This window comes from Rhodopirellula sp. P2, from assembly GCF_028768465.1.
Lineage (GTDB): Bacteria > Planctomycetota > Planctomycetia > Pirellulales > Pirellulaceae > Rhodopirellula.
The window spans coordinates 246,764-261,808 of the sequence record NZ_CP118225.1 but is presented as its reverse complement, the minus strand read 5'-3'; the positions used below and the strand labels follow the sequence as shown (position 1 = coordinate 261,808).

The window sequence follows — 15,045 nt, the reverse complement described above, 5'->3', positions numbered from 1 at the left end:
GTACGCCAGTCGTTCGAGTTGGATGGCGGTTGGGTCGGTTCCGGCGGCAATCGGCAACCGGATGCCTTCGTGGGAGAGCCCGGATCCTGGCTCAGGAGCGATGGCAGCGTCGTAGCGAGTCGGTGCCAATTGCAGTGTGTTCGTTCCGGTCACGACGACATACAGCAGCGACCCGCTGACGATCCCGGTGCCGGTTGCGACGCCGTTGTGGAATCGAATCAGGCTGCCGGAGGTCAGGCCGTGCGGTGCGTCGGTGGTGAGGGTTCCGGTTGCCGAATCGATGGACGCGACATGGATGGTCGAGGCAACCGTCGGGACGACCGATTGTGTTTCGATGCGCGTCTGCCAGTGATTGTGATAGTCGCGGGTCTTGCTCGCTTCGGTTTGCCGGATTTGTTCGTGAGCGGCAGCGGTGGCGGCGTCACCGAACAGTTTTTGGCGTGCGTCAATCGCGGCAATTTGCTCCGAAGTCGGCGCGATGTCAGACTCAAGGATTCCATCGATGACATCCCCCGAGGCAGCCGTCACGGTCACGTCGCCGGATGTGCTGAGGATCGCAACGAGGGAATCGGTGTACGTGGTTGGTGAGACAAGGTTCAATCCACCAGCGGTTTCGACAACGGTGATGTCACCGCTAGCGTAGGCAGACAATCCGGTCTGCGTATCGACTCGCAATGTTGAGTCGCCACCAACCGAACCATCTCGGGTGCGAAGTTGCACGTGGTCACCTGTCACGATGGAAGATTCGTTCTCAGCGACCAATCCACCGGCAACGTTCAGATAAACGTCATCGCCAGCAGTGACAGCGTTGATCGTGATCAGCGAGGCACTGGCCGCAGCCGACGTCTGTCCAATCCCGTGGATCGTGATGTCGCCACCCGCCGTCGCCGTGAGTGGCGTGTGACCGGTTTCGATGTGGGCAAAGATGTTGCCAACCGTTGCGGTCAAGGTCGGCGTCTCGCCGTAGAAACCCGAGGTGCCTGTCGTTTGGATGTCGCCCTGGGTGCTGGTGATCACGACACCTGAACCGGCAGGAACTTCGACGTCGCCAGAGAAAATCACGTCGCCGACGCTGACGATGGAGAGTTGCGGCTTTCCTGATTGCCCAACGGATGTGATCTCAATCGGGCGATCAGCGACCAGCGTGTGTGTGTAGTAGTCCGTCAAACCACTGATGACGGTGACGCGGGAGTGAACGGTCTTCGAACGCAGCCATCCGCCACCGGTGGTCCATTGTTCGACGTGATGGGACTGGTTGATGTAGTCGCTGTCGTAAACGTCCGTGGTGCCACTGGCCGGTTGGGCGACACTCGTCCAGCGACTGGTGTCGGCGTAGTTTTCTTTTGACAGGTCGATCGATTCTGTGACGCTTCCAGTGAACCGGTAGTAGGCCCCGACGGTGCCGCCCGCGTTGTGGTCCGCGATCACACGAATGATGGTTTGTTCAGGCGAGACGCTGACGTTGCGGTCGACTTTTTGTTCATAAGTCAGCGTGTACTGGTTGTTCCCCACATAGCCGGGGAAGTCCGCTTCATCGGGACGAACGACGACTTCGGATTGCAGGATCGGTTCGGCATCGCGGAATTCGATCGATTGGTAGGAGTAGCCGCTGTCCTTTTCCAGCAGGTCAGCGAATGAGTTGTCGCCGAACAGATTGAAGGATTTCTTCTCGTACACACGGACGACGGTTTTGGTTTTCTCTTGGCCTTCGATCCACAGATAAACTTGGCCGCTGGTTGCACTGGAATACTGGTTCGGCGAACCGGGGTAATAGTACTGGCTGGCGGCCGTTGGGGTGGGAGTTCCGGGGGCAGGCGTGTATTCGATTCGCGGCGGCAGTCCGCCTCCCGGAGTGCTGTTGAGCGTGCCGCGCTCGTGAAGTTCGGTCATCCCCGCGGAAGTGGTTTTGTAGGTGGTTCGTCGCAGCAAATCGGAATCGATCAAGACGACCTCGCCGACACGGTCGCGGGTCAAATTGACTTTGTCGAACACAATTTCGAATGGCGATTGGTTGTCGACGTCCAGCGACGCGTAGCCGTCTGCAACGACGATTTTGCCGCTTCCCGTCGAAAGGATCTGGCCGGCCAGAGTGATGTGACCGCCTTGTGGTTCGAGTTCGCGAATGACGATCGAGTTGTTGGCGGCGTCAAAGTAGCCGTTCACTGGGATCGAGGTGGAGACGGTGTCGGATGTGAACGACAGGCCAGCCAATGGATTGCCGCTGGCATCGATCAAGGCTTCGGTGGTCCGTCCTGGATTGAAATCAGAATCAATGTTCAGCGTGATCGTGTCGACGCCAGATTGAATCAGCCCATTGATATTCAAGTAGCGAGCCGTGACGGAAATGTCCCCTTGGGCAACAATCGCAGAGCGGCTTTCGCTGATCGCGGTGGCAAGGTTGTGACCGTCGGCGTTGACGTTCGACGTGGTCGCGAAAAGGTCGCGTTTTAGATTGCCGTCGGTGTTGAACACCGCGGCCCGCAGCGGTGCGAAGTCAATGTATTGGCGTGGGTCGACGTTCGTGTGCAGGAACGAGGGTGTGTTGAGCGTGAATTGATTCCCCGCCTGAATGATCGTTTCAGCGGAACGGATTTCGCCCGCGACGTTGATGCTGCCGGACGGATTGCTGATTCGGACGGTGCCGTTTTGATTGACAATGTCGCCATTGACGTACAGGTCCTTCTGCAAGCCGGCAGGCAAGTTTAGCAAGCCCAGTTCGGCAGCGGTCGCATCCGGCGGAGTGAACGTGATCGCGATTTCGCCCGTGCCTTGGCCGTCCGGCAAACCCTCGGGCAATACCCAGTTGACGTACACGTGCCCCGGCGTGAATTGTTTCAGTTCGCCATCGACAACGGCGGTGCGGCGGTTGTCCTTCACGGTGGTGCTGTTGATGATCGACATCAGTGGCGTGGCATTGGCGATCGTGATGCTGGCACTGTCACGGGCGGTCAGGACACCGCTTTGCGTGTTTGTGTTGGCTTCGATGAAGATCGAACCTGGAGCCGCGACGATGCTGGGCATTTCAACAAAGATCGCGTCGACGGATTGTTGGACTGGCCTTTGGGTGAGGCCCGCTCCAAGATTCTCTTCCGGTAACAACAGCCCCATCGCATCGAGTTCATCGTTGATTTGGTCGAGTTGAACTTGGTATCTCGCGATGGCTTCGGCGTTGTTGCTGTGGGACCGCATCCAACTCAGGACGGTGTCGCGTTGCTTCACCAACAGGTTGCCGAGGTTTTCATACGACAACGTTGGCAGTGGCAGTTCAGCGTTCTTGATGACGTAGAACTTGCCTGAGAAATCGTTGCGAAGTTCTTCGGTGTGGTCGCTGTCGTAGACCGGCAACTCCACGCCCTCCGGCTGCGAATCATCGGCCACGGCAGTCCATGTTGTCTCATCGGCATAGTCTGCTGTTTCGAGCACGACCGGGACGTCGGTCGCCTGGACCAATTGGTTGCCAGCAGCGTCTGACGGGGTGAATCGGTAGTATTGCCCCGCCACGCCGCCACCATTGGCACCGGCAACGGCTCGAACGATCGTGCCATAGTTCAGGAGAATCGGAATCGCATCGATGACTAGCTTGGCGAACTCAAAAGGAACGTCCGTTGCAAGATCGTTTTCGAAGCTGAATCGCGTTTTGGCCCACGTTCGATCGAGGTCGGAGAGGGCTGGTGTCTGATCCGTGGCGAAGTCCAGTCGCGTGCCGGCGCCGTGGTTGGTTTTGTCCCACTCGACGTTGCCGATGGCCAAAACGGCTTGGTTGTACAAGCCGGCCGTGATTTTTGCTCCGGCATCCACGGCGACGTTGCTGGTGCCGTGAATGTTTGTGTCGTTGGCGACCGAATATCCATAGGGGACCAGAGACAGGCTCATGACCATGCCTTCTCCCTTGCCTGTCACCGGGATGTCCTTGGCACGATCGGCGATCAACAGCACATCTTCGTAGCCCTCGATCCTCGACCCCGTTGCCACATCGACGGTGTTGTTCCAATCGATCGTGACGCTGGGGGCGCCGATGGTGATGCTCGGTCGCAACGAGATTGTGGTGACCTCCACGTCGGCGAGGTGATCGATCAGGTTGGGGACTTGGAAGCTGTTGCGACCCGATTGCAATCGGACTTCGGAACCACGGATCAGCGTGCCGTTGACGTCGATGCGATTCTGGATGTCACTGTCTGAACTTGCTTCGACACCGCCAGCGCTGGCGACCGAGGCCGACAGAAGGTTGGCGTCGGGTCGCAGCAGGATTTCACCCTGAGAGGACATCGTGATGTCACCGCGACGGTTGATGATTGACGACTCGCCGAGTGTGATTGCGGCGTCGGTGTTGGATTGGAGGTTGCTCAGAGCGGTGGACGCCGCAAGACCCGCAATGGCTTCGAGACGGACGCTGTCGTGGGCAGTGATGTCGACACCCACATCGATTTTTAGGTCACCAATCTGATCTCCGTCGACGATCACGCTCGTGTCGTCGCCAACCGTCACGGTAGCGTCAACACCATCGGATTCGGTGCCAATGTCCGTATGACTGGTCAAGACAACCAGGTTGCCAAGTGCCGCCGAACCGGAACGCAAATTCATTCCGTCGTTGTTCTTGATGACTTGATTGTTGGCGGCCACTGACAGATTCGATGCGGCGATGTCGGTGCCGGTGCCGATGCTGACATTGGCATCCCCGGTGAGTGTGAGATGCAATCCCGCACCACTGCCTGCCGCGAGCGCGAATGTGTAGGCGTCTGCTTCGCCGTCGATCTTCTGCAGCGACGTGGACGTGATGCTCATCGGTCCCGAGTGAATCGTGACGTCATCACCGATCGATGCGACGGCTTGTTGATCACTGGTCAGGATCGTGTTGGCACCAACCCCGGTGGCAATGCCAACACCACTGGCAATGGCCGTTCCATAGGCGTCATTGGAGTTGGTCGCAGCGATGCGAACGCCGCCCGCGAGAATGGTGGTTCCGTCGCCGACCCGGGCGGTGACTTCGTCGACATTGTCGCCTTTGCCGAGGTGTGTTTCCGAAACCATCGCTCCGATGGCCACGGCACCCGCAGCGCCTCCACCGGTCGTGCTTCGCGACGTGATGTCGGTGGTCGCCACAATTTCGACGTCTTTGGTCGCGCTGATCGTTCCGCCGGTGATCTCCGCGTTGACGCTCTGGGCAATTCTCGAGGTGCTGTTGTTGCCGGTCACGCCGAGTCCGTACGACACGGAGACGCCAACGCTTTCGGTTCGCTTGATGTCGACCGTGCCGTTGCCTGTGACGGACACGCCGTCTGCGTTGATGATCGAATCCGTGATCGAAGCGTCAATCGTCGACAAGGCTTCGTTCGTGACCAGAGCAACACCCAGTGCCGCACCAAACGACAGGGCCAAGTCCGCGCTCGCTGCGGTCGCGTCGAGAGTGACGTCTTCGGTGGAATGAACCACCACGTTGCCAAAGACATCGAGCTTGACTTGTCCAAGGATTTTTGCCGTCACCTCGTTGTTGATGCTGTTGTGGAGATTCAGTCCACCACCGCTGGCGGAGAACCCACCTGCACTGATGGCCGTCGACACGCCGGTGACGTTGTCGATCTTCATGTTGCCCGCGTCGGCGGTCACGTTGACGTCGCCACCCGCTACGATGCCGAAGCGATTGGACGCACCCGTGTCACCTGAGATCCACGATTGGATTTCGTTGTCAACCGTGTTGGTGACGGTGGTGACGGCCACGGCGAGCGATCCGACGGCCGCGGCGATGGACGCGCCCACGCCCGTCGCCTTGGTCACAGCAACACTTCCTGTGGCGTGAACGTTGACATCTCGTCCGGCGTGAATCGTGCTGTCTTCGATGAAGGCGTGAGTTTGGGAGTGGACCTTCGTGGTCGAGGTGGCTCCGGTCGCAGAAACCGCACCGCCGATCGAAACGGCCACGGCGATCGCACCCGCTGCACTGGCCGTTTGCAAGGTTTCTGTGCTCGTCGCCGTGACATCCACGGTGCCGTCGACATCGATCACACTGTCGGTGATCGAAGCGTAGCTTCCTGGAACGGTGTTGTCGTGCACCGAGTCGAGTTGATTGATCGCGATTGCCGCTCCGATCGCACCGCTGCCACTGACGATCCCACCACTGGCGGCGGCCGAGGTGCTGACGACGATTGCAGCGACCGTGCTGGTGTTGCTTGAGTGAACGTTCAAGTCGGCTGACGCCACCACGTCGCCACTGGAACTCAACACCGAGGAACCTTGCGTTGATACGACGCTGTTGTCGACGGTCGCCTGAACCGTGTTGCCGATTCCGTTGAACGAATAGGCTCCGGCACCCGTCAAGGCAAGGGAAGCCTCGCCGACCGCGGCGCTCAGTCCAACCGCGACGGAATGAGACTCAATCTTGACGTTGGAGGTGGCCTCGACGCTGATGTTTCCGGCGAGCTTTTGCTCGGGCGTCAGTGTTTGTCCCTGCAGACTGGTCGCTGTCGCGGTGTCGTGGCCGGTAGCCAGCATTCCGCCTTGGACGTTTTGAATCGATGCTTGGACGCGGTTGTGGGACAGGTTAATGGCGGCCGACACACCGATGCTGAATGCACCGGAGGCTTCCGCGCTGAAGGCGGCCGTGATCACGGAAGCATTCGCAACGGTTGTGATGTCGGAATCATCATTCGCCGTGATCGAGGCGGAAGTGACATGGATGGAGGGGACTTCGTTCCCAGAGAAACCGCTGAGCAGATCATCGTTCGCGTCCTTGATCACGCGATCTTCCGGGCCGCGATAAGCGATCGTGGTGGGGGCCGGTCCGTTGCCCATGATTTGGGCAGACACGTCCATTCCGATCCGGTTGACGACGCCGAGGCCCATGCCCGCCAGACTGACGGCGGCTGAGCCAGCGAGGCTGGCTGCGCCGCCGTTGGCGAGCGTGATGGCATGGATGTTCGATTCCGATTTGGCATCCACGATCAACTGGCCATTGGCCACCACGTTGGAATCTTCCACCAGTGCGGACGTTTGCGTGTGCGACAGGGAGACGTCGACACGTTCCCACTTTTGCGCGTTGTTCAGATCCAGTTTGCCGATCCAGTCGGGCGAGTTCCCCTCCGTCGCCTCATCCAACTCAATCGCAATGGGATCGTCGCCGAGGTATTCATAAATGTATCCCTTGGCGGAACCGTAAGACAATTGCAGCGTTTGGCCGCTGGTCATTTGAGTTTGACCGCCAACCCAATTTCCGTCTGCATGATCGGTGACGTAATCGACCATGACGCTGTCGTCAGCTTCGTAACCGATGACATTCTGAGCCACTGACACGCCGAAGGAGATCGCAACTGCGTCTGAACCGCCAATGCCCAGGGCAAGTGACGTGGAATCAATGACCGCGTCAATGTCGGCGGACGATTCAGCGTCCACTTTTACATTCCCGTCAGCGTGCAGACTTGAGCCGGTCACGGTGGCGAGCGTGTTTCCGGTGATGGTGTTGGTCGCATTCGCTCCCGCTCCGCTGACCGCCACACCCGTTTCGCCACTGAGTGCCGCGGCAATCGAGGCACTGGCAGCGACCGCGCTGATTTGCCCGCTGCTGGTTGCGGTGACGGTCACGTTGTCGACAGCGAAGTCGCGAAGGTTGAAGGTGTCGACTGTTTCGTGCGTTCGCGGATCGACTTCATCGTAGGACACGATCTTTTCGAACACCGCATTGGTGATGGTGGCATCGACGTTGGAGGTGATGGTGTTCAGTGCGATTCCAACTCCGACGGACACGGCCACTCCGGTTTCACCACTGAAGGCCGCTGACAAGGCGGCAGCACCGGCGAAGGCACGAATCAGAGATGTGTCGCTGGCGTCCACCGTCACATCGTGAGCGGTCCATTCGCCTGAGTCGATGTTTCTGATTTCGGCGATTGTGTCCGCGGCGATGTGGTTGGTCACAGCTGAACCGACCCCGGCGATTCCGCCCCCGTTGGCTTCGCTGGCTGCGGCTGCCACCGCGACGGCGATCACAACGGTGCTGATTCTTTGATCGCTGGTCGCAATCACGTTCACGTCGCCGTTTGCGTGGATCGTCGCGCCGTCAATGATGGCCGTGGTGGAGGCATTGTTCAGACCATCGTTGTCGTATCCGATGGAGTTTGTGGCGACAGAAACACCGAGAGCAAACGCGGCTCCGGTTTCACCGCCGGCTGCAACCGAGGCGCTGACCGCGACGATCGTTGACAGGATGCTACCTTGGTTGGCCGCATTGACGTTGACGTCCCCGGCACCCGTGCCTGCGGTGTCCGTTCCCGAATGGATCGTTGAATCGGAAATTTTCGCGGCGGACGTGCTGGTCACTGTGTTGTGAGAAAATGCACCGCCCCCTGAAACGGCCACGCCGGTTTCGACACTCCCGCCCAACGAGACCGCTGTTGCGGTGGCAATGGAGGAGAGCGAGAGTTCAAAGACCTTCAGTTCGCCGTCGATCTCTTCGATCGAAAACGAATCGCCCGAGACTCGGTCCACGACCATCCATCCCGTGCCGACGCTGATGGCTTCGGTTGGATCGTTAGCATTGACAGCTTGCTTGCTGAACTGTTGCGTGATGTCCATTTCCGGAACGAAGTCGCCGGCGATTTCTCCACCGTAGATCTGCTTGTACAGACGCAGCTTGATTGCGTTGTCACCGGCTTGGTCGGCCTGTTCTTCATTGCCCGCGCTGTCCACCTCGGCATTCGCGGCATCGTCCAGTCGAGCGGCATTGACCGCGTAGTCGCCGGTCTGATCGAGCGTTTGTCGCAGTTTGCCTTGAACATGAGTGCCGACGGTCACATTGCCACCGGCGGAGAGAGTGGACGAATCGACGTTCGAGGCGAGCGTGGTTTCGATGAAGTTGTTGGAGATCGATGCAGAGATGTCGATCGCGACCCCGGTTGCATCCGAGCTTGCACCCAGTCCCAACGAAGCTCCAATCGCGAGCGTGTGAATGCTGGCGGAGTCATCGGCTTGGACGACGATGTCTGTTCCCGCGGTGACGTGGGAGTTGCCATCGATGGCGGCGGTGACGGTTCGAACGATGTCGGCCGACGCGTAAGAACCGCTTCCTGAAACAGCAATCCCATTGCCACCTTCTGAATTCCCCACGGCGATTCCACCCGCGATAGAAACCGTGTCGATTTGATCGCTCACCTCCGAGTGAACGTTGACTTGTCCGCCCGCATCGACCGTTGAGTCATTGATCTGAGCGATCAGCCCGCCACTGATTTTGGTCGCCGCGATCGAGGCACCAAGTGCAACGCCGACGCCTGAGCCTTCACCGGGGGTGGCTCCCAATGCGAGCGCCACTCCGCCCGCGTCGGACGACACTTTCGACATGTCCGTGGCGGTGACGTGGACGTCTTCCGTGGCGGTGATGTCCGCTGCTTCGATCTTCGCAGTGGTGTTTGCGGTGATCGTGTTCCAGCTCGCACTGCCCGCCAGCCCGAGTCCCAACCCACCGCCTTCTTTGACCGCGGGGGGAGCCGCACTGATGGCAGCGGAGGCAGCCACGGAGACAATCTCACCGGATGGATTGGCGGTCACATCGGCGTCATGCGCGTTGTGAATCGTTGCGTTTTGAACGATGGCTTCGGTGGTCGTGTCGATGATGGCACGGCTGAAGGAGCCAACCAGCCCCACGGCGTTGTTGTCAGCGATCACCAGGGCGCCAGCACCGGACAGTCCAATCGTTGAACTGGAGTCATCGGCGGAAACGAGCAGGTCACCGCCGGACAAGTCCAGCACGCCCGACGTGTTGATTTTCGCGCGAGTGGTGCGGGTGACTTCGTTCCAAGACGCGACGCCAGCGATCCCAATGCCGGTGCGAGTGGACGTTGGCGACGCGTCTTCCGAGGAATCACCGCCGCCATCGACCTCTTCCTCGGTTTCTCCAGCCTTGGTGTTCGATGCGGAGGCACCCGCCAGCCCAAGTCCAATTTGCCAGCCCGTGGAATTGGCACGGACGTGGACACCGGCCGCGCTGATCGCTGCGTCTTGACCGACCAACGTGTCGTTGTCGATTCCCTCGCCATCGCCGATGATCGCGCGGGTATCCCGAGTGCTCTGTTGAACGTTGACGCTGATCCCCGCGCCCGACGATTTGGCTCGCATGACGCCGCCGGCCATTCCGGTTTGAATTTGACTGGAATCAGCGTTCACGTCGATCATGCCGCTGTCAATCGTGACACCGTCGTGGATGTGAGCGATGGTTTTGTGCGTGCCGTCGAATGTGTTGACGCTGCCCGAGACACCAAACCCGCCGGACTTGCCGCCGGCCAAGGCGATGTTGAGGCCGAAGTGATCCTCCGTGGCTTTGACATTCAGTTTTTGATCGTCACCGGTCCGCACCATGGCACCACGCTGAATGGTGGCTTGGGTGGCGGTATCGAGCACGCTGACAATCACAGAACCACCGATGCCACCTTTGCCAGAGGTGTTGTGGTTGATGATCGCATCGGGCGACAACGAGGTCGGTGCTTCAAGGGCGGTGTGTACCAATCGCGTTTCCGTGTTGGCGTCGACGGTCACCGTTTGCGTCGCAGCATGCGAAGCCGCGTTCTGGTTGATGCGGGTGAAATCGCCGATGGTGGCAAGGGACTCGGTGTGATATTCCGCGACGACCAGTGTGCCTGCCACGGTGTACTTCGCGGCGCCGTCTTCGCCGGTGTTTTCTCCACCGATCGCTGTGGTTGCACCGCCGGTAGGATTGTCCAGCAACGTCTTGACCGTCTTGGTGATGTTCTCGACTCGGTCGAGCGAAAATCCGCTGGTCTCAAACGCGTCGTGGATCCCGGTCCAATTCTCGGGTTCGGCAAACAGCGGCAACGTGAGTGCGCTGCGCACGGCCAGTCCGCCGCCGGCATCGAGCTGGGCCCCGGAGCTGATGTCCGACCCGCTTTCGATGATTGCGTGGGATGAGTTGTGATACACGCCGATGCTGATCCCCACTCCGGCACCCACCTTTTTTTCCGTGCCGCCGACTTCACTGCTGTCGCCACCGTCGGTCACAATCTTTCCCGCGGCTTGCGTCTTGAGGCGGTTTTCAATCTTCGAATCAATCGAAACGTCCACGGCTGAGGCCAGCACCGCAGTGGCGGCGATGGTCGCTGCCACGTCGTGAGTGACCACATTGATGGCGACGCCACCTGAGACCGTGAACAGATCGTTGCCCTTGCCTTCACCACGTTGAAGGTCGGTCGCCGTCGGTCCTTGCTGCGATTTGCCCCAGTCCTTGGTGCTGTCAAAGGATCCCGCCAGCCCGCCGACCAAGTTGCCTACTTCATTGCGGCCATTCTTGAGCCGGGTCAGGAGCGACGCACCGCCGGTTGCAGAGCCGACGGTTGCCGAGTTCGCGGCCGTCAAGGTCGCCTTCACGGAAACACCTTCGGTCGCGAGCGGATCGACCAAGCGATGCGTGGTGGTGGTGGCTGCGGTCGCGACCGGGATGGCGTTCAGCGTGATTGGGGCAGCGTTGATCGCATCGCCCTTGGAAGCCGAGAACCGAATGGAGTTCTCGTCGATGACCGTTGCGTAGTAGATGCCGCCATCGACCAATCCATCGATGGCAGGGTCGCGAACGATGACATCAGCCGCCAACTCAAACGCATGCCGCGATCCGACAGGGCCGGGGCCGGTCAGGTCAGCGATCGCTGCCGGTGTGCTTTCCGTTTCGATTGTTTTCAAGCGAATGTGATCGGCATCCACCGCTTCAATGGTGTACTGGGTTCCCGCGGTGAGTCCACCGATCACGCCACCGTCCGCAAGGTATGTGACCACTTCACCGGTCTCAAATCCATGCGAGTCCAATCGGATCGTCTCGCCAAATGGATTGGTTGTCGGGTCGACTGAATCCGAGTTGATGACCGGACCAGCGGTCGGATCGAATTGCAACCGGTTGACCGGCGGTTGCACACGAGTCGGCACGAATGTCAGTGTTCGCGCAACCGGTTTGGAAGAATCATTGTCAGTGTAGACGTCCAAGTGGTGTTCATCGCCGATGGCTGCGGCGGTGAGTTCGATGACGTCTGCGGGGGTGCCGCCTTCGGGGGTGACAGGACGCAGTTGCAATGAATCGCCGCTGGTCGCCAAGACTTCGTAATCCGTTCCATCGGTGAGTCCGCCGATGGCCACGTCACCGGTATCATGGCGATAGCGTACGATCGCACCATCGAACAACGCATGACTTGGGATGGCGATCTCATTGTCGGTGACGTTCAAGTCGCCGCTGATCACCGCCAAGACATGTTCACCGAACTGAATCGTCGCGGAATCATCGAGGTTCACCAGGACCAGCGAAAGGGGGTTCGTGGACAATCCAAACCGGTCCGGGGCGATGGAATCGACGACGACGTAGTAGTTTTGATTGTTAACAATCTCACCCGGTGTGCTGTTGTCACCAGCCTCGTAGTTCACCAGGGTGCCTGTCGTCAGTCCGTGACCAGGGATGATGAATTGATTGGTCGCTGGGGCGACGAGTGGAGTCGCCCGAGTACCGTCAAATTCGGTCGCTTTGGTTTCATACGAGAAGGATTGATTTTCATTGTCGTGGAACGTGGCCAACAGAGTTCTCGCCGTTCCCGTGAATGCCTCGGCGAGGGTGTTGGCTAACTGAATTGACTCCGCGTCATAGGAAATGACGTAATAGGTGTTGCCGTCAACGAGACCAGCCGAAGGACTCCCCGAATCGCCGCTGACAGAATCGACGCCCGCGTGATACGTGATGGCTTGTCCCGTGAACAACACATGACCGGGCATGGCGAGCGTCTTCGTCGCATTATCCACCGAGTGGAAGTAGGCGTGCTGGGTTTTTAGTTGAGTGGTCGATCGGTCCGTGTCAGTTCGGTAGATGATTTCGTCACCGGTTTGCAAACCGTGTGCGGGAAGGTTGATTTGATCCGTCGACGAATCAACCACGCCACTTGCGTTGGGAACAAACGTACGTGCCACACCGGCGTAGACGAAACCGTGCGAGTTTCCCACGCCAATGCCGGTCAGATCCAGTGGCGTGACGTCCTCCGCCGAGGTGGAAGCAGCCAGCTGAAATTCGATTTGGGTGGCGTTCGACCCAGGCACAAAACGACGGTTCATGACGATGTAGTTTTGTCGATCTTCCAAGCCACCGATTGCTTGTGGTTCATCGTCATTGTCGCTGCCAGATTGATAGGACAGCACATGGCCGTTTTGGATCGCTGCGAAATCGTTGACTTGGTCCTGTGTCAACGTGATCGTGTTGTCCGTGAGATTGATGGCGGTGGCTGGATCGAACAGCGAGACTTCGGTGGTGTAAATCGAGTGCGTTGGGAAATCGCTGGCGTCGTACGCGGACAGCGTGTCCGTTGACAGGTCAATGGAACGCTGACGGACGACTTGGAAGTGATCGTCATCAATTTTGACGACGAACAACGACTCGCCACTGGTCAAACCAGGCAACGGGAATGCCTCGTTGTCACCGATCGGGATGGCTTCGTAGTTCAATGGGTCGCCGGTTTCGAAACCATGGTTTTCGGCATGGATCGTGGTGCTTTGGGTGGGCACCGAATCGTTGGTCAGATTGACACCTTGGAACGTGCCGGCGGCCGTGAGCTTTCCGGCGACGGTTGCCTGGATGTCGGTGTTGTCGACCGCGACAGCGAACCCGAGTGCCACGGTCGCATCGACATTGATCCCGACGCTGGCGGCCGCGTTGTTGGTTCCGATGCCAGTCGCATTGACGTTGATGCTGCCTGCCGTGGAGGTCACGACGACGCCGGAATCGATTTGGGTGTTGCTGATCGAATCCGAGACGCTGACGGCTGCTGCTGCACCGGCTGCTTTGGAATCAGAGGTCTTGCTCTCCACTTCCCCCAGGCTGTCCTGGCTTGGCAACACCGGGCCTTGAACGGATTCGGATTTTTCGATGACGTTGTCGTTGGTGGCAGATGCCTGCACATCGGCAATGCTGTCGGCGTTGGAGCCGATCGTGATGGTGCCGGTCGCTTGGATGGACGTGGTGCCTTTCAAGAACGTTTGGGCGGACGCGTCTGAAATGCTGACCCCAACGGCAACCGTTCCCAATCCTCGAGAGACCGCCCCGGTGCCGAATTGCATGCCGGCGATCGCGTAGGTGGTCGCATCTGCGATGGCATCGGAAGTGATGTCGACCTTTCCGTCCGCCGTGATGGTCGCCGAATCGAGCGTCACCGTTGACTCGCTTTCGCGAACCATGACGGAAACTGGCATCGGCAGCGGTGCCGCAGGAAACAGGGAGTGCAGTGCTTTGTGGGTGTAGCCGGAGATCACCTCCGGAACAACGGTGTCGATGTTCTTGTCGCGAGCCTGAGCGGTGATCTGGACATCGCCGCTGGCCGCGATGGTGGCAGAACCAATGCTCACGCTGGTGTTCTTCTTGCCCACGCCGACCGGACGCATCGGGCTGACCAACGAAGAAATTCGCTGCGCATCAAGTGTGATGTCTTGTCCGATCAGCGCGACGCCGTCTTCGATCTTGACAAACCGGTCCGACAAAAAGACGTCCGCGAGATCGATCGGCAGGTTGCTTGCCACCGACAATCCAGACTCCGCGCCGACGCTGTGCAGTGAGAGGTTGCCTGCCGTGATCTGAGCGTTGGATTCAACCGTGATTTGCTCGCCGATGATCGTGAAATCAATCGCAGGGCTGAGTTCAATCGTGCCGCTGACGTGGATCGTGTCTTCGCCCAGGTACGCATCGATCTTGATCGAATTCGCGGTAGTGGGGATTTCCCAGCGGGTTGAATCGGTGTGCCCAACAGGCGGGACGACTTCCAAGCCGTCCAGGTACACCGTCAAGTCATGATTGCCATCAACGACCACATGACCGGAGTCCTGGGACACATTGATCGAATCGTACAGAACCGACCCGCGGACTTCGTAGTCACCCGCCATCAACTGCCGTGATTCAAGCGTTTCAATGCGAGACGCATGTCGACGACGCCGGCGGTTTTTCTTCGCCTTGGAGCGACTCTTTGGGACGCGGTCTTCCAAGCTGGAAAAGGTTGCGCGACGGCGAATTTGAAGTCCACGCAGCAAATCATCGATGTTCAT

At 59.1% G+C, this 15,045-nt stretch carries 1 protein-coding gene (running past one end of the window); it reads right to left on the bottom strand.

From position 1 onward, the window contains the following. Positions 1–15,045, bottom strand: partial view of a PKD domain-containing protein gene (locus PSR62_RS00900; protein WP_274405953.1) — the 5' portion only. It extends 12,000 nt beyond the left edge of the window; only the first 15,045 of its 27,045 coding nucleotides appear in the window; its start codon is at positions 15,043–15,045; its stop codon lies off the left edge, out of view.